A 16,147-nucleotide genomic window follows, 5' to 3' on the forward strand; every position below is an offset into this window, starting at 1 on the left:
GAGGTACGCGCGTTGGTTGAGAGGCGGTCTTCGGGGCCGGGCGGCGGTGGCCGCCCGGCCCTCCTCATGCGCGGCTGATCAGGATGCGCGGCTGATCAGGTCGGTGTGTGCGGCGAGCGCGGCGCGTCCGCGCCGATGTCGCCGATCCCGTTCGCCAGCAGGTCGAAGGCGCGGTCGATCACACCGATCTGGTCCGCGGCGACCGCGGTGGCCGTGTCACCGGCCATCAGCCGCTGGGCCGCCGTGGTCAGCACCGTGTGCAGCGTGGCCAGCAGCAGCTTGCCGACCAGGTCGGCCCCGAGCGGGTCGCCGGTCTCCTCGGTGAGCAGGGCCGCGACCGCCGACTCCAGCTCGTCCCGCTGCTCCCGGGCGCGGGAGCGCAGCGCGGGACTGTCCGCGACCACCCGTCCGAACACCGCCACGTGGGCCTGCGCACCGGACAGCGGATGCCCCTCCGCGAGCAGCCGGTGCATCAGCGCCCGTACCGCTTCGACCACCGGTAGGCCCGGCGGACGCGCGCGGATCGCGCCGAGGAGCAGTTCCTCCGCCTCGTCCCGGCGGTCCAGGAACATGTCCTCCTTGCGCGGGAAGTAGTTGAACACGGTCATCTTGGAGAAACCGGCGGCCTCCGCGATCTCCGCCACCGTCACGTTGTCGAACCCGTGCTCGAAGATCAGGCCCGTGGCGACGTTGGAGATGGCTTGCCGCGCCGCCTGCTTCTTGCGCTCGCGTAGTCCCGGCTGCATGCGCAAACTGTACCAAGGATATTTATTGACGCGACATAAAAATTGGTCCAGCATAAAAAACATGAAAGCTGATGTGACTGATGTGGTGGTGGCCGGCGGTGGGCCGGTCGGATTGCTGCTCGCGGCGGAGCTGCGGCTGGCCGGGGTGTCCGTGACGGTGGTGGAGCGGCTGATCGAAGGGAGCCGGGAGATCAAGGCGCGCGGGATAAACGGCCGCAGCGCCCAGGCGCTCGCCCGGCGCGGGCTGCGGGCCCGGCTCGACGCGGAGTCGGCGAAGTACGGCGGGGGGTTCGCGGCGTTCGTCCGGAAGGGCGCCGACCGGGACACGGACACCCGTACGGCTGGCGGCACGGACGCCCGTACGCCGAGCGGCACGGACACCGGGTCGGCGAGCAGCGCGGACGTCCGGTCCGCGAGCAGCAGGGACGCCCGGCTGTCGGGCCGTTTCGTCGGGCACTTCGCCGGGCTGCTCCTGAGCGCCGTACCGGGGCTGGAGATGCCGCCCGGCGCGGGCGTGCCGCAGCAGGCGCTGGAGCACCTGCTCGGCGCGTGGGTGGCGGAACTCGGCGTGCGGGTGCTGCGCGGCCACGAGATCACCGGCTTCGCCCAGGACGAGGACGGAGTCACCGTGCGCGCCATGACCGCCGACGGAGAGGTCACCGTGCGCGGCGGCTATCTGGTCGGCTGTGACGGCGGCCGGAGCACGGTGCGCAAGCTGGCCGGGTTCGACTTCCCCGGCACCGCCCCGACGATGACCGGATACCAGGCCGTCGTCACCATGGACCACCCCGAACGCCTCGCCGGCGGCTGGAACTTCACCGACACCGGCATGTACGTGCACGACACCTTGCCCGGCCGGATCCTCATCGCGGAGTTCGACGGACCGCCCGCGGACCGGAGCGCGGAGCTCACCGCGGCCGAGGTGCAGGACAGCCTGCGCCGTGTCAGCGGGGCGGATGTGACCATCACCGCGGTGGAGACCGCGACCCGGTTCACCGACAACACCCGGCAGGCGGCCACGTACCGGATGGGCCGGATCCTGCTGGCCGGCGACTCCGCTCACGTACACCCCCCGTTCGGGGGGCAGGGTCTGAACCTGGGCCTCCAGGACGCGGCCAACCTGGGCTGGAAGCTGGCCGCCACCGTGCGGGGCCGGGCGCCGGACGGACTGCTGGACAGCTACACCGCCGAGCGGCACCCGGTCGCCGCGCGGGTGCTGGCGAACACCCGCGCGCAGCTCACGATCATGCGGCGCGACGAGCACAGTCGCGCCATGCGCGAGCTGTTCGGCGAGCTGATCGCGGCCCCGGGGGTGACGGAGCGGCTGGTGAACATGGTGCAGGGCCTGGACATCCGCTACGAGATGGGTCCGGCGACGCACCCGCTGACCGGCCGGCACGTGCCGGACCTGCCCGGTGTCGAGGACGCCATGCGGTTCCTCCGGCCGGTGCTGTTCGACCTGGCCGACTCGGCCAAACTGCGTGCCGCCGTGGACGGTTGGGCCGACCGGGTCGACGTGTGCACCCTGCCCGGCTCGACCGAGCTGACCGCATTGCTGGTGCGCCCGGACGGCTACGTCGCCTGGGCCGCCGACGGCGAGACGGACGCCACCGACCTGGACGCGCTGCGCCACGCTCTGGGCAAGTGGTTCGGCGACCCGCTGCGGTAGTGGGGGGAGAGGGTGGGGCGCTGAAGTGCTTCCGGTATATGCGCCTTTGGTGTGTACGTGAACCCCTATTGGTCCAGACCTTGACGGGCTCATGGGTTGGTTCTACGTTCCTCTTCCGTGCAGAGTTCACAACCCCGCTCAATGTTCATATGAATGAACCGAGTTGGGGCTGAGGAACGCCCAACGACTGGAAGGGCACCCCCACATGCGCCCCGGATCCATCTCCCGCGTGCTCGCTCTCTCCACCGCCCTGGCGGGCCTGACGGCCGCCGCCTTCGTCACCCCGGCGGCGGCCGAGAAATTGCCCACGGTGGACAGGGCCCCGGCCCCGTCCGTCGCGGCCGCCCCGCAGAACTTCACCCACCCCGGTGTCAACCTCAACACCGCCCAACTCGACTTCGTACGCGGCAAGGTGCAGGCCGGGGCCCAGCCCTGGAAGGGCGCGTACGACCAGATGATGGCGAGCAAGTACGCCTCCCTGTCGCGTACGGCCAAGCCCCGCGCGGTGGTCGAATGCGGTTCGTACTCCAACCCGAACTACGGCTGCACCGACGAGCGCGAGGACGCCATCGCCGCGTACACCGACGCGCTGGCCTGGTACATCACCCGCGACGACCGGTACGCGAAGAAGTCCATCGAGCTCATGGACGCCTGGTCCGGCACGATCAAGGACCACACCAACAGCAACGCCCCGCTCCAGACCGGCTGGGCCGGCTCCTCCTGGCCCAAGGCCGCGGAGATCATCAAGCACGTCTACGCCAACGGCTCGGGGACCTGGGCCAACTCCGCGCGGTTCAGCACGATGCTGCGCACCGTCTATCTGCCCGAGATCATCAACGGGTCCAATTCCAACGGGAACTGGGAGCTGACGATGATGGAGGCGGCGGTGAGCGTATCCGTCTTCCTCGACGACAAGGCGAGCTACGACAAGGCGATCGGTAAATATCTGGTCCGCGTGCCCGCGTACATCTACCTGTCCTCGGACGGCGATCTGCCCAGGACCGTACCGAGCCAGAACCTGGACACCCGAGCCAAGATCGTCAGCTACTGGCAGGGCCAGGGCACCTTCGTCACCGGTCTCACCCAGGAGACATGCCGCGACTTCGTCCACACGGGGTACGGCATCTCGTCGGTCGGCCATGTCTACGAGACCGCGCGCATCCAGGGCCAGGACCTGTTCCCGCAGGTCGGCGAGCGGCTGCGGCAGGCGCTGGGCTTCCAGGCCAAGTACGAGCTGGGGGCCGAGTCCGTACCGTCGTCGCTGTGCGGGGGCACGGTGACGCGTGGCCTCGGCCCGATCACCGAGGTCGGCTTCAACGCGCTGAACACGCGGCTGGGTTACGCGATGACCAACACCCAGCGGCTCACCGAGCAGGGCCGGCCGGCGGGGACGAACAACCTGTTCGTCGCCTGGGAGACGCTGACGAACGCGAGCAACCCCAACTGACGGCCGTCGGGAGGGGCGCCGGACCCGGGTGGCGCCCCTCCGTTCTCCGCCCGTGACCGTGGGTGGCCGCGGACGCCGTCCGCGCTCGGCCCGCATCTCGGCCGCGGCACGGCCGTCCGCGGCCGAGATGCGGGCCGAGCGCGAGGAGACGGACAATAGGGACATCGGGGGGCTCGTACCGGGTGCTCCGGGCTCCGCGCCGGCAGGGCGTGGGGGCCGCTCCGCCCCGTGGGCAGGGAGGCGACTTCCATGAACCAGGGCAGCGGCGGCGTACCGCATCTGTCGCCCCAGGAGCGGGCCGCCCGGGGCAAGGCGGCTCGTGTGCGAGTGCCTAGGTCCAGCCATGCCGGGTTCGTACCGGCCGACAAGCGGCCGGATCCGGTGGCGGTGGTCGAGGAACAGTCGGCCACGCGAGTGCCGGAGCTCATCCCCATCCGCTACGCGCGCATGTCGGAGTCGCCGTTCCGTTTCTACCGGGGCGCCGCCGCGATCATGGCCGGTGACCTGGCCGCCACTCCCCGCTCCGGCATCACCACCCAGCTGTGCGGAGACGCGCACCTGCTGAACTTCCGGCTGCTGGCCTCGCCGGAGCGGCGGCTGGTGTTCGACATCAACGACTTCGACGAGACCCTGCCCGGCCCGTGGGAATGGGACGTCAAACGGCTCGCCGCGAGCCTGGTGATCGCGGGGCGGGAGAACGGCTACTCGAAGAAGGAGCGCGCGGTCATCGTCCGGGCCACCGTACGGTCGTACCGCGAGCGGATGCGGTACTTCGCCGGCCTGGGCAATCTCGCTGTCTGGTACGAGCACGCCGACATGGAGGCACCTCAGGCCCTGGCGAGCTCGCGGCTCAGTGCGCGAGGCCGTGGGCGGGTGTCCAAGGCGATGGCGAAAGCACGGTCGACGGACAACCTGCGGGCGTTCGAGAAGCTGACCCGGCTCCAGCTCGGACAGCGCCGGTTCGACGCCGATCCGCCGCTGATCGTGCCGATCGACGACCTGCTGGCCGGCGCCGAGCGGGACCGGATCGCCCATGAGCTCGCCGACCTGATCGAGAGGTACGGCCAGAGCCTCTCCACGGACCGGCGGCACCTGCTCCGGCAGTACCGCCTGGTCGACATCGCCCGCAAGGTGGTCGGCGTGGGCAGTGTCGGCACCCGCTGCTGGGTCCTTCTGCTGCTGGGCCGGGATGACGAGGACCCGCTGATCCTCCAGGCCAAGGAGGCCGACCGGTCGGTGCTCGCCGCGCACGTCGGCGAGAGCGAGTACGACAACCAGGGACAGCGCGTGGTCGCAGGGCAGCGGCTCATGCAGGCGACGAGTGACATCTTCCTCGGCTGGGAACGGGTCACCGGGTTCGACCGGAGCCAACGGGACTTCTACGTACGCCAGTTGCACGACTGGAAGGGCATCCTGGTGCCCCAGATCATGGTGCCGAACGGGATGCGGGTGTTCGGCGAGTTCAGCGCCGCCACCCTGGCGCGGGCCCACGCCAGGTCGGGGGACCGGATCGCGATCGCCGCCTATCTGGGTGGCGGTGACACGTTCGACCGCGCGTTGGTGGAGTTCGCCGAGAGTTACGCGGACCAGAACGAGCGGGACCACCGGGCGCTGGTGGACGCGGCGCGCGCGGGCCGGGTGGTGGCGGCCGCGTGATGTCCCTGGCGTGATGCCTTCCGGTGTCGCGCCCGAGAGGCGCGCTGCCGGTGGCCCGACACCCGTGGTGGGGCGGCCGCCGCTTTCGCGAACACGGCCCGGGAACGGACGCCGCCCCACCACGGGTGCCTCAGGCGAACGCGGGGCTGGGGCGGAACTCGTGCGTACCGGCGGGGAGATCGTCGAAGTAGGAGGACTCGACATCCCCCGTCAACAGCACGCCCTCCAGGAATTGGCCGCACGCCACCGAGTGACGTTCCCACCCGGGCCCGCGCCCCTCATTGAGGATCACGGTCCAGTCCTCGGGGTCCTGTTCGGGCCGGACGAGCCAGTACAAGTACATCCCCTGCTCGGTCAGTGCCCAGGGGATGACGCGGACGCCGTCCTCCGCCAGCTCGGGCGGCTTGGGTTCGCCCATCGACCAGAGCCGTTCGAGTATCTCGGGGCGTTCCTTGTTCTCGGTCACGAGGTCGTAGTACCTGTTGGCGCACCACGGCTCCAGGAGCCAGATCGAATCGTCGAAACTGCCTCCGCCGTAGGCATCGACGAGTTGTTTGTAGTCCTTCGGCAGAGACGCCCCGACCTGGCTCTCGACCTGTTGCCAGTCCTTGGGCTGCGGGGTGACGGTCGGCGGAATGGCCTGGACCAGGTGTGCGACTGATGAGTTCATCGGGTTCTCCTTCCGTGCCTGGTCAAGCTACGTGACGAGGCCACCGCCCGGAACAGCGGTGTGCCGCCCGGGGCGGGGGGACCCCGGGCGGCACGTGTGGTCAGGACGGCGAGCGACCTGACGGCTCAGCGGATCAGCTCGGTTGGGAAGACGACCGGCCCAGCGGGTGCGTACGGATCGGAGAGCTGAGCACGGATCGGAGAGCTGACGGATCGGAGAGCCGAGTACGGATCAGAAGGTGAACGTACGGATCAGAAGGTGAGCTTGAAGCTGTTGATGGTGCCCGTGTCCTGGGACGCGGTGTCCTGGACCTTCAGCTGCCAGGTGCCGTTGGCCACCTCCGAGGAGGCGTTCACCGTGTACGTCTCCACCACGTCGTCCGCCGAGTCGCTGCCGCTGGCGCTCTTCAGCCGGTACGAAGCGCCGCTCGGGCCGACCAGGTCCACGACCAGGTCACCGCGCCAGCTGTGCGAGATGTTCACGTCGACCTGGAGGGCGGCCGGGGCGTTGCCGGTGATTCCGGTGACGGCGAGCGACGAGGTGACCGCCGCGCCGTTGTCCGGGATGGCGACGGACGTGGTGCTCTCGAAGGCCGTGCCGCCCGAGCCGCCACCGCCGGGACGGGCGCCGACCGCGATGCCGGCCCAGGCGTCCTGGACGGACTTGTACTCGGCGCTGGTGGTGCCGTACAGCTCACCGGCGACCGCGAGCGTGCCCGTACGGGCCGCCGCGTAGTTGGTCGTGGAGGTGAACTTCGTGGAGAGCGCCTTGAACCAGATCTGCTCCGCCTTCGCCCGGCCGATGCCGGTCACCGGCAGGCCGTCGGAGGTCGAGGAGTTGTAGGAGACGCCGTTGATCGTCTTGGCGCCGCTGCCCTCGGAGAGCAAGTAGAAGAAGTGGTTCGCCGGGCCCGAGGAGTAGTGGACGTCGACACTGCCGATGCCGGAGTACCACGAGTCCTTGGACGCGCCGTCCTTGCTCGGCTTGTCCATGTAACGCAACGGGGTGCCGTTGCCGTTGATGTCGATCTTCTCGCCGACCAGGTAGTCGCCCAGGTCCTGCGGGCTGTTGGCGTAGAACTCGACAGCCGAGGCGAAGATGTCGGAGGTCGCCTCGTTCAGGCCGCCGGACTCGCCGCTGTAGACCAGCTTGGCGGTGTTGGCGGTGACACCGTGGGACATCTCGTGGGCGGCCACGTCGATGGACGTCAGCGGCTTGGCGTTGCCCGAGCCGTCGCCGTACGTCATGCAGAAGCAGCTGTCCTGCCAGAAGGCGTTGACGTAGCCGCTGCTGTAGTGGACGCGGGAGTACGCGCCGACGCCGTCACCGCGGATGCCGGTGCGGCCGTGCACGCTCTTGTAGTAGTCCCAGGTGAGACCGGCGCCGTAGGCGGCGTCTGCGCCCGCCGTCTCCAGGTTGGACGCGGCGCCGTTGCCCCAGACGTCGTCCGAACCGGAGAAGAGCGTGCCGGTGCCCGAGGTGCCGCGGTTCAGGTTGTACGTCTTGTGGCTGCCGCGGCCGCCGTCGGTAAGGTTGTACGTCGAACCCGACTGGGTCGAGCCGAGGGTGACCGTACCGCTGTACTGGGTGTTGCCGACGCCGTTCTCGACGCCCTGCCATTCGTACAGCTTCTTGCCGGTGGCGGCGTCGGTGACGACGTGAAGTTCGTTGGGGGTGCCGTCGTGCTGGAGACCGCCGACGACCGTCTCGTACGCGAGGGTCGGGGAACCCTGCGCCATCCACACCACCTTGCGCGGCGCGCGGTCGGCCTCGGTCTTCTTCGAACCGTCCGCGGCGGCGGCGCTCAGCGCCTGCTTCTCGGCGGCGGCCGGGGCGATGCCGGCCGTGGTGGCGACATTCTTCAGGGCGGACGTGGACGCCTTGCTCACGGACCGGGTGGCGCCCGCCTTCGACGCGGCGACGACCAGGTCACCGCCGAGTACCGGAAGGCCCTGGTAGGTGCGCTCGTACCGGGTGTGGGTGGTGCCGTCGACGTCCTGGACGACATCACGGACGACGAGCTTCTCCTGTGCGCCGAGGCCGAGATCCTTGGCGGTCTCCGCCTTGGTGGCGTCGGCCTCGCGTATCAACGCGGCGCGCTGGGCGGGGGAAAGACTCCGCGGCAGCGCGCCGGGATCGGCCTTGCCCGCTACGGGGGCCGTGGGGGCGCTGTCGGGCTGTGCGGTGGCGGTGCCGGCCTGCACACCTACGGTCAGCAGGGCTGCTGCGGCGATCAGAGCGCCGGCGGCGGAAGCGCGCCGGCTGGGCGTGGGTCTCACGCGAACTCCTTCTGCGAGGGGAATCGGACAGCACGGAAGGCCGTCCGGACAGTGCACGCGGAGCAAATGGTGCGGAGAACGGGGGAAGAGTGTCAGGTGCGGTGCTTTTCTGTCAGGAGCGCGTCAACAAGTTGGCCGGAAACCGTCCGCTGTCCAAAATTGCGGGTTCGTTAAGCGGACGTTTCGGCGATCATTACGGCGATGCCGTCGAGCGTTCGCTGTAGCCCGAATTCAGAGAGCCGGTCAAGACCGAGTTCGCATGTGTCCTGTGTGAACAGGGCGTTGAGCAGGGGATAGGTGCCGCCCGCCGTGCCCGCGTCGAGCTGTGGCTCGATCCGGTCCATCCACTCCCCGCCGGACAGCCCGGTGTCCTGCCGGTCCCGAGTCTCCAACTCCGGCTCCATGGACAGCCGTTGGACATAGGCGAAATCTGTGAGGTGGCTGTGGAGCATCTCGTGCGGTGTGAGCCCGGCGAGTTGGAGCGCGCTGTACGAAAGCGCGCGCGACGGTCGGCCCGGGCGCGTCAGGTGGAGGCCACCAGCAGATCCTCCCCGCTCGACGGGCGGAGACCGTCGGTCCGGTCGGCGAAGTAGCGTTCGGCGAGAACGCTTCCCGACACGTGCCGGACGTCCTCGAAGCCGGCGTCGCGGGCCAGCGCCAGCATCTCGGGCGGGGTGTAGAAGCTGATGAATGGCGTTCCGGCCGCTCGCGCCCTGGGCTTGGTCGCTTCGAGCGCGGGACGGTCGGCGGCGTCGAGAAGTTCGGTCGGCAGCATGAACGTCATGGCGAGCGTCGAGCCGGGGGCGAGTCCGGCGAGCCGGCGCAGGGTGGCCGCGGTGGCGTCCTTGGTGAGATACACGGTGACCCCGGTGGAGACGACGACCGCCGGTCGGCCGGGATCGAAACCGGCGGCGGACAACTGCTTCCACCAGTCCCCGCTCGCCTCGAAGTCGACCGGCACCAGGCGCAGCCAGTCGGGGACCCCGTAGCCGAGCTCGTTCAGTCGTCGGCGCTTCCAGGCCTGGGGGCCCGGCTGGTCCACCTCGAACACCCGCAGGCGGGCGGCGATCTCCGGCCTGCGCTGGGCGAAGGTGTCCAGTCCGGCCCCCAGGACGACGTACTGGGCGACGCCACGGCCGGCCTGCTCGACGACCAGGTCCTCGATGAAACGAGCACGGGCCACAATGGCCGCCCGGAACGCGCTGGTGGCGGCCGGGTCCATGTCCGGGCGCCGCCGCCATCCGTCGTCGGGGCCCACCAGCCGCAGGCCGATCTCGTCCTCGAGTACGTGGGGCGGGGGATCGACCCGTACGTGCAACGCCCGCCAGAGGGCCACCCGCACGGCGGTGCTGTCCGGTTCTTCGTGTGCCTCGTGTGCCTCGTGTGCCTCGTGCTGCTCGTCTGTCATGGTGTTCTCTCTTTACGGCCGGACCCGCTGCAGCGGCCCGACCTGCTGCCGCGACCGGGCCTGTGGTTACTCGCCCGCGGTCACGACCCTCAGTTCGTCGAGCGACTCCCGCAGGAAATCCGCCAGGGCGCGTTCTCCGCTGTCGCCGACCCAGCGCTCGAAGCCGACCTTGAAGACGGCGATGCCCGCCTCCGCGGTGAGGGTGGCGGCCGGGTCCTTGACGCCGCGTCGGCGCAGTGTGGCGGCGAGCGCCGTGGACAGGGATGCGAGCTTGATCAGCTCGCGCTCGCGCAGCTCCGCGTTCGCCATGATGACGGCCTGGCGCTGCCGGGAGTGCTCGTGGCGCTCCGTGAAGAAGGTGGCGACGGTCTCCAGCGTCGAGGCCATCGACTCGATCGGCGCGGCCGTGTCCGGGGTGTCGGCGAGAGTGTCCACGAATATCTGCTCCAGCGCGGACGCACCCCCGAACAGCACCTCGCGCTTGTCGGCGTAGTGCCGGAAGAACGTCCGCTCGGTGAGCCCGGCGCGTTCGGCGATCTGTGCGGCGGTGGTCTGCTCGAACCCGCGCTCGCTGTAGAGGTCCAGCGCTGCCTGCTCAAGGCGCCCGCGCGCGTTCGGCTCCCATCGACCCATGCCGCGATCCTACGTGATGGCAGTCGCTGACATCAGGTGCTACGGTTGATGACAGTTACTGACATCGACGTGTTCGCCGCGCGTCCCGTGCCTCGGTAATCCGGTATTCAGTACCGCCCGTACTCGGTATGCCAGTACTCGGTGCGCCCAGTACCTCGCGGCGAGGGCGATCGGCTTACCCGGGAGGTTCTCCTCATGCGTGTGTTCATCACCGGCGCGTCCGGCTGGATCGGTTCAGCCGTGGTCCCGGAGCTCATCGGCGCCGGTCACCAGGTCGTCGGGCTCGCCCGCTCGGACGCCTCGGCCGTCGCCCTCGCCGAGGCCGGCGCCGAGGTGCGCCGTGGCACCCTCGACGATCTCGACACCCTGCGCGGCGCGGCTGCCGAGTCCGACGGCGTGATCCACCTCGCCTTCAAGCACGACATCGCGTTCAGCGGCGGCTTCGAGGACGCCGCCGACGCGGACCGGCGTGCCATCGACACGTTCGGAGAGGCGCTCGCGGGCTCCGGCCGTCCGTTCCTCATCGCCTCCGGGACGCTCGGGCTGGCGCCGGGGCAGGTCGCCACCGAGCAGGACGGCCAACCGTCCGGCCCGACCGCCGCCCACTGGACCGGCGGCCCGGCCAAGCGGCTGGCCAACGCGCACGCGACGGCCGCCCTCGCGGATCACGGCATCCGCTCGTCGGTCGTACGGCTTCCTCCGACCGTGCACGGCGACGGGGACCACGGCTTCCTCGCCTCCGTGGTCGCCATCGCCCGAGAGAAAGGCGTCTCCGGCTACATCGGCGACGGCACCAACCGCTGGCCCGCCGTACACCGGTCCGACGCCGCGCACCTCTTCCGCCTAGGGCCTCTCGTTTGGATCTTGCCGGGCTCGCGTGCCCTGGCACCGCGCCTCGCCGCGTTGTCGTCACTCCACGACGCTCCGCGTCGCCTCACTCCTCCGCCTTGCGATCCACGGCACCAGACCCCGCTCCCTGATCCGGCCTGATCCAAACGAAAGACCCTAGCTCTGGAGAGCGCTCCGGCCGGCTCCACGCTGCACGCGGTCGCGGACGAGGGCGTACCGATCCGTACCCTCGCCGAGGTGATCGGGCGGCACCTCGGCCTGCCCGTGTCCTCGGTCGCTCCCGACGACGCGGCCGGGCACTTCACCTGGCTCGCCGCATTCCTCGGCATGGACAGCCCCGTCTCCAGCGCGCACACCCGCGAACTGCTGGGATGGCGGCCGACTCGGCCCGGACTCATCGACGACCTCGACAAGGGCCACTACTTCGCCACCCCGTCCGCCTGACCACCCGCACCGCATCGAGGCGAGACCCATGTCAGAGGCAGGGGCTAGCCTCGCCCTCGAAGGGCCAGCGCGAACACCCGGAGGGCAGCACCATGGCTTCGATGCCACAGAAGATCACCACTTTCCTCATGTTCGAGGGCAGGGCGGAGGAGGCGCTGACCTTCTACACGTCGCTGTTCGAGGATGCCGAGGTCGTCGACATCACCCGCTACGGCGCCGACGGCCCCGGCAAGGAGGGCACGGTCCTGCGCGCCACGTTCTCGCTCGCCGGACAGCGGTTCATGTGCATCGACAGCCACGTCAAGCACGCATTCGGGTTCACTCCGGCGGTATCCTTGTTCGTCGAGTGCGACACCGAGGCCGAGCTCGACCGCCTCTACGGCGCCCTCGCCGAACAGGGCGCGGAGCTCATGCCGCTGGGCTCGTACGGCTTCAGCGCCAAGTTCGGCTGGGTGAACGACCGCTTCGGCGTCTCCTGGCAGCTGAACCTGCCTGAGTGACGGCGGTACGACGCGGAATCCAGAGCGGAGGGTCGTAAGCGGAGGATCGTAAACGGCCGACGGCTGACAACCGCTGAACGTTACCGCTGCTCCTGATCACGCGAATCGCTCACGAAACCGCGAATCCCGGAGTCGAGTAGTCCAGGATTTCGCGAGCAGTACCTCCCGGGAGGATTGCCGAATTCCGAGCTGGGTGAGCACGGTCAGTGTTGGTCCGCCGTGAGTAATCTCATCCTCTGAGCGGCCGGTGGCGGTCACGGACTGTGCGGTGTCAGCCCTGTCCGGGGCTCTGGTCAGCGGGCAGGGCCGCCTCCCGCCTTCACTCCGAGCGGGAGGCGTACCCCGCGCGAACGTGCCGTCTTCGTCCTTGCACGCGGGAAAACGCGGGAATGAGGTGCTTGAGCGCGGGAAGGAGGTGCTTGCGCGGCAGATCGCCGGGCACGGTCGTGACAGTCACGCCGTCGACGAGCGCACGCGCCGAAGGAGAGACGGTCTATGACACAAGGCGAACCGGTAACCAAGAATCCCGACAAAGGCTATGTAGCGCTTCTTGGCTGGAGTCTCAATGCGGTGGAAGCCCTCGACCGGTTCGACCGGCGATACGTCGTCGTGGCACCGGAGTGGGCCGAGAAGTACTGCGTCGAGCACGACATCCCCTACGTGCCGTGGAATTTCGAACGGCTCAACGACCGCTCCTTGGAGATCGCCGAGACTCTTCAGAACGAGGGTGTCGACGTCGCGATCCCGCTGTTCGAGGAAACGGTTGAATGGGCAGGGGCGATCAACTCCGTTCTGCTGGACAATCCGCGTTTGTACGGTCAGGCCATGCTGCTGCGGGACAAGGCGCTGATGAAGCGCCGCGCGCAACTCGGCGGCATCCGGGTCGGAATATTCGAGGAAGCCCACGACCGGGACGACGTGATCCGCTTCCTCAAGCGCGTCAATCAGACCCTGCTCAAGCTGGACGGTGACCCGAACGACCCGATCCATCTCAAGGCGTTCGACAAGGCAGGATGCCTCGGGCACCGCGTCATCCGCACCCCGGACGAGGTCGACATGATTCCGGAAGAGGAGTTCCCGGTTCTCATGGAGTCCCACCTCGATGGCTGGGAATTCGCGGTAGAGGCGTGGGTGCACAACGGGAAGATCAAGTTCCTCAATATCTCCGAATACGTCACGCTGGGATATTCGGTGTTCGTGCCGGCAACCCCGGAACTGGAGCGGTACCGCCCGCAGATCACGGCGCAGATCGAGAAGCTCATCAAGACGTTCGACATCGAGTTCGGATTCGTGCACCCGGAGTATTTCGTCACCAGTGACGGCGAGATGTACTTCGGCGAGGTCGCCTACCGGCCGCCGGGCTTCAAGGTGTTCGAGCTGCTGGAGCGGGCGTACGGATTCAATGCCTACCATGGGCTGGTGCTGGCCTTCGACCCGAAGACGACCGAGGAGGAGATCGACGCCTTCTTCCCGCGCGAGGTCGTCGACGCGTCCGGGGTCGCCGGCTGCTTCGGTGTCTACCCGCGCCGCCGCGTCGTCAGCAACCTGGAGATCCCGGAGGAGACCGAGGACGACGACTACTACGAGTCGCACGACCTCTCGACGCCGCTTGAGGAAACCGTCACCAAGAGGACCGCGTTCGGCACCCACTGGGGCTTGGTGTACTTCTTCGGTGATGACCCCTACCGGATGCGCGACCTGTTGAAGAAGCAGGAAGAGCTCGACTTCTACGTCTGACGACCCCGTGGACGCAGGAGACCTACCCGAGGAAATCCTTTGAAACCGACCGTCGACGTCAGCGATGAGGCCACGACGCTGGACAAGCGCGTGACCTCACTCGACGACGCCATCCAGGCCATGGCCGAAACCCGCGACTTCGGCAAGCACACGAAGCTGCGGCGGGTCCTGGAAGCGTTGCGGCGGGTGCTCATGCAGCCGGGCGGCGCCGCGGTGGTCCAGGCCAGGGCGCAGGCCCTTGAGGAAGCCGGGCTTTTCCAGGGGACGGACTGGGCGTCACCGGAGATCCTTATTCCGTCGCTGGTCAGCCCGAGCCTGCACAGTGGAGACGCGGACACCGTTGTCATGGAGGCGACCAGCGAGCTGCGGATGCTCGCCGTCGCCCGCGGCGACTTCGCGCACCCGACGTTGCCCGCCGAGGACGCCCGCCAGTTCCTGTCCCAGGTACTGGCAACGAATCTGGAGCTGCTGTTCACCCCGCCCAGCGAGGCGGAGCGAATCCAGCAGGGCCGGACCGCACAGCTCATCCGGGACCTGTTCCGCCGCCTCGCCGACGAGATCGGTTACGAGAGCATCCTGGACAACCTGGTCGACGAGATCTGGCGGATCCTGCGCCAGCGTCCGATCCAGGTCGAGGCGGTGCAGTCCCTGATCACCCGGATCGCGGTCTACCGCGAGGACCCGGACGTCGACCTTGGCGTGTCGTCGGGGCTGGGCATCGACCGGCTCATCACAAGCCTGTTCGGGACCACCGAGGCATGCCGGGACGACCCGGGCATCGACGTCTTCCGCTCCCGGCTCGAGGCGATGGACACCGGCGGCCTGCAGTACGAGGCGACGGGGTTCGCGCGGGCGATGCACGACACCGGTCTGGTGTCGCCGTACCACGCGGAACTGCTCCGGTTCCTCCTGCGCGAGAGCGACTACCTCGTCGGTGAGGCGCTCGGGCTGTCCGACACAGGCCGGAACTGCCTGCTGCGCTACAGCCAACTGGTGCACCGGCTGATCGAGGTGGCCGTGCACCCGCAGACCGCGCAATGCATCTACGGGCTGGCACTGCTGCTCGACCGCGGCATCCTTTACGAGCGGCCGGTGGTGCCCGCGCTGTGGCGCCAGCTGGCGCTTGAGCTCTCCCCGGTCGCGCGGGAGCGGTTGACGACGGTGTTCGGCGAGGTGCCGGGGCCGCAGGCGCGGCTGGTCGCGGGGGTGCTCTCGATGCTGGGCCAGCCGCTCGGTGTCGGTCAGGGTGACAACCCCACCTGCCAGTCGGCCCGCGCGCTGTCGATGTGGTCCTACAACGACCCGGACTACCTGTTGCAAATGGTGGTCTGGGCGGCCCGCGACGACGAGATCCTCATGCACTTCGAGGGTCAGCCGATCTCGTCGAAGGACAGCGTGAGCGGAGTCGCGAGCACGCTGCCGATGGACCTGGAACCCGTGTCGCTGCTCGTGGTACCCCACTTGGACCGGATCTACGCCGAGATGGGGCGCCGCTGTGCCGAGCGCCCAGGGGACCCGCATCGGTGGATCAACCCCGAGTTCCACGGCTGGTGGGCGGCCCGTGGGTTCCACATCAACGTCGATGTCGCGACCGGAAACCTGGTCGACCTCGACGACTTCCTGCGGCAGTTCCACGCCGGCTACCACCCCTCCTACAACGGCGAGCAGCCGCTGATCCATCCGCAGCCGGCCGGCGTCGCCGTCACCGACAGCGCGGCCCGCTACGTCGGCTGGCACGCGATCACGATCCTGCGGGTCGCGCCGGACCCACAGGACGTCATGCGGGTGTATTTCTTCAACCCGAACAACGACAGCGGCCAGGACTGGGGCGACGGCGTCGTCGTCTCCACCGCGGGCAACGGCGAGCGGTTCGGCGAGGCCTCACTGCCGTTCGACCAGTTCGCCTCGCGCCTCTACATCTTCCACTCCGACCCGCTCGAGCACGGCGAACCGGAGCGGGTGCCCGCCGAAGACGTCGCGGGGATCATCGGCTACATCGAGCGCAGCTGGGGCAACGACCGGCTGCCCGCGGGGACGCTGCAAGCCCTCGGAATGCCCGCGAGCCTGTGAGCCTGGTAGCCCAGTACTCCCGCAGGAGTTCGTTGTCTG

The 16,147-nt window shown here is 69.0% G+C and carries 13 protein-coding genes and 1 pseudogene; 8 read left to right on the forward strand and 6 right to left on the reverse strand.

What is annotated here, in order from left to right:
* Window positions 1–95 precede the first annotated feature (95 nt).
* A complete protein-coding gene (locus ACIQD6_RS04830) occupies window positions 96–746 on the reverse strand; it encodes a TetR/AcrR family transcriptional regulator (RefSeq protein ID WP_401877933.1) in 651 nt (216 codons plus the stop codon).
* A 61-nt stretch (window positions 747–807) separates the two neighbouring features.
* On the opposite strand from ACIQD6_RS04830, the gene ACIQD6_RS04835 reads away from it, so the two are divergent.
* From ACIQD6_RS04835 to ACIQD6_RS04845, 3 genes are all read left to right on the forward strand, one after another.
* Window positions 808–2,415: an FAD-dependent oxidoreductase gene (locus tag ACIQD6_RS04835; RefSeq protein ID WP_401877935.1), complete on the forward strand. Its 1,608-nt coding sequence runs from the start codon at window positions 808–810 to the stop codon at window positions 2,413–2,415.
* A gap of 205 nt (window positions 2,416–2,620) precedes the next feature.
* Window positions 2,621–3,862 carry an alginate lyase family protein gene (locus ACIQD6_RS04840; RefSeq protein WP_401877936.1) on the forward strand — a complete coding sequence of 414 codons (1,242 nt, stop codon included), beginning with the start codon at window positions 2,621–2,623 and terminating at the stop codon, window positions 3,860–3,862.
* A gap of 249 nt (window positions 3,863–4,111) precedes the next feature.
* The gene (locus ACIQD6_RS04845) at window positions 4,112–5,518 is read left to right on the forward strand and encodes a DUF2252 domain-containing protein (protein ID WP_401877938.1); all 1,407 of its coding nucleotides are present in this window, start codon (window positions 4,112–4,114) and stop codon (window positions 5,516–5,518) included.
* Between the two features lie 130 nt (window positions 5,519–5,648).
* Here the strand turns inward: ACIQD6_RS04845 and ACIQD6_RS04850 are convergent, their stop codons facing one another.
* From ACIQD6_RS04850 to ACIQD6_RS04870, 5 genes are all read right to left on the reverse strand, one after another.
* Entirely contained in the window at window positions 5,649–6,188 is a 540-nt protein-coding gene (locus tag ACIQD6_RS04850) for an SMI1/KNR4 family protein (RefSeq protein WP_401877939.1), read from the reverse strand.
* 251 nt (window positions 6,189–6,439) lie between these two features.
* Window positions 6,440–8,467, reverse strand: a complete 2,028-nt coding sequence (locus ACIQD6_RS04855; RefSeq protein ID WP_401877941.1) for a M4 family metallopeptidase — start codon at window positions 8,465–8,467, stop codon at window positions 6,440–6,442.
* A gap of 170 nt (window positions 8,468–8,637) precedes the next feature.
* The gene (locus ACIQD6_RS04860) at window positions 8,638–8,919 is read right to left on the reverse strand and encodes a hypothetical protein (protein WP_401877943.1); all 282 of its coding nucleotides are present in this window, start codon (window positions 8,917–8,919) and stop codon (window positions 8,638–8,640) included.
* A 71-nt stretch (window positions 8,920–8,990) separates the two neighbouring features.
* Window positions 8,991–9,875, reverse strand: coding sequence for a class I SAM-dependent methyltransferase (locus ACIQD6_RS04865; protein WP_401877945.1), 885 nt, complete (start codon window positions 9,873–9,875; stop codon window positions 8,991–8,993).
* A 66-nt stretch (window positions 9,876–9,941) separates the two neighbouring features.
* On the reverse strand, window positions 9,942–10,508 hold the full coding sequence (locus ACIQD6_RS04870) for a TetR family transcriptional regulator (RefSeq protein ID WP_401877947.1): 567 nt from the start codon (window positions 10,506–10,508) through the stop codon (window positions 9,942–9,944).
* 195 nt (window positions 10,509–10,703) lie between these two features.
* On the opposite strand from ACIQD6_RS04870, the gene ACIQD6_RS04875 reads away from it, so the two are divergent.
* The 5 genes and pseudogenes from ACIQD6_RS04875 to ACIQD6_RS04895 all read left to right on the forward strand — a co-directional run bounded on the left by ACIQD6_RS04875 (window position 10,704) and on the right by ACIQD6_RS04895 (window position 16,108).
* Window positions 10,704–11,498 (forward strand): NAD-dependent epimerase/dehydratase family protein, encoded by a 795-nt coding sequence (locus ACIQD6_RS04875; RefSeq protein WP_401877949.1) that lies wholly within the window; start codon window positions 10,704–10,706, stop codon window positions 11,496–11,498.
* Window positions 11,499–11,513: 15 nt separating this feature from the next.
* Window positions 11,514–11,801: pseudogene (locus ACIQD6_RS04880) on the forward strand (3-beta hydroxysteroid dehydrogenase); the annotation flags it as partial.
* A 101-nt stretch (window positions 11,802–11,902) separates the two neighbouring features.
* Window positions 11,903–12,301 carry a VOC family protein gene (locus ACIQD6_RS04885; protein WP_401877950.1) on the forward strand — a complete coding sequence of 133 codons (399 nt, stop codon included), beginning with the start codon at window positions 11,903–11,905 and terminating at the stop codon, window positions 12,299–12,301.
* 570 nt (window positions 12,302–12,871) lie between these two features.
* Complete coding sequence (locus ACIQD6_RS04890; protein ID WP_401877952.1) at window positions 12,872–14,038, forward strand: acetyl-CoA carboxylase biotin carboxylase subunit family protein; 1,167 nt, start codon at window positions 12,872–12,874, stop codon at window positions 14,036–14,038.
* 39 nt (window positions 14,039–14,077) lie between these two features.
* Entirely contained in the window at window positions 14,078–16,108 is a 2,031-nt protein-coding gene (locus ACIQD6_RS04895) for a hypothetical protein (RefSeq protein ID WP_401877954.1), read from the forward strand.
* Window positions 16,109–16,147: the final 39 nt, after the last annotated feature.

Source organism: Streptomyces sp. NPDC088400 (genome assembly GCF_044753355.1).
Taxonomy (GTDB): domain Bacteria; phylum Actinomycetota; class Actinomycetes; order Streptomycetales; family Streptomycetaceae; genus Streptomyces.

Excerpts from the sequence above, each read along its gene's own strand:
- ACIQD6_RS04830 (WP_401877933.1), bottom strand. The coding sequence starts at position 746 with ATGCAGCCGGGACTACGCGAGCGCAAGAAGCAGGCGGCGCGGCAAGCC.
- ACIQD6_RS04835 (WP_401877935.1), top strand. The coding sequence starts at position 808 with ATGAAAGCTGATGTGACTGATGTGGTGGTGGCCGGCGGTGGGCCGGTC.
- ACIQD6_RS04840 (WP_401877936.1), top strand. The coding sequence starts at position 2,621 with ATGCGCCCCGGATCCATCTCCCGCGTGCTCGCTCTCTCCACCGCCCTG.
- ACIQD6_RS04845 (WP_401877938.1), top strand. The coding sequence starts at position 4,112 with ATGAACCAGGGCAGCGGCGGCGTACCGCATCTGTCGCCCCAGGAGCGG.
- ACIQD6_RS04850 (WP_401877939.1), bottom strand. The coding sequence starts at position 6,188 with ATGAACTCATCAGTCGCACACCTGGTCCAGGCCATTCCGCCGACCGTC.
- ACIQD6_RS04860 (WP_401877943.1), bottom strand. The coding sequence starts at position 8,919 with ATGCTCCACAGCCACCTCACAGATTTCGCCTATGTCCAACGGCTGTCC.
- ACIQD6_RS04865 (WP_401877945.1), bottom strand. The coding sequence starts at position 9,875 with ATGACAGACGAGCAGCACGAGGCACACGAGGCACACGAGGCACACGAA.
- ACIQD6_RS04870 (WP_401877947.1), bottom strand. The coding sequence starts at position 10,508 with ATGGGTCGATGGGAGCCGAACGCGCGCGGGCGCCTTGAGCAGGCAGCG.
- ACIQD6_RS04875 (WP_401877949.1), top strand. The coding sequence starts at position 10,704 with ATGCGTGTGTTCATCACCGGCGCGTCCGGCTGGATCGGTTCAGCCGTG.
- ACIQD6_RS04885 (WP_401877950.1), top strand. The coding sequence starts at position 11,903 with ATGCCACAGAAGATCACCACTTTCCTCATGTTCGAGGGCAGGGCGGAG.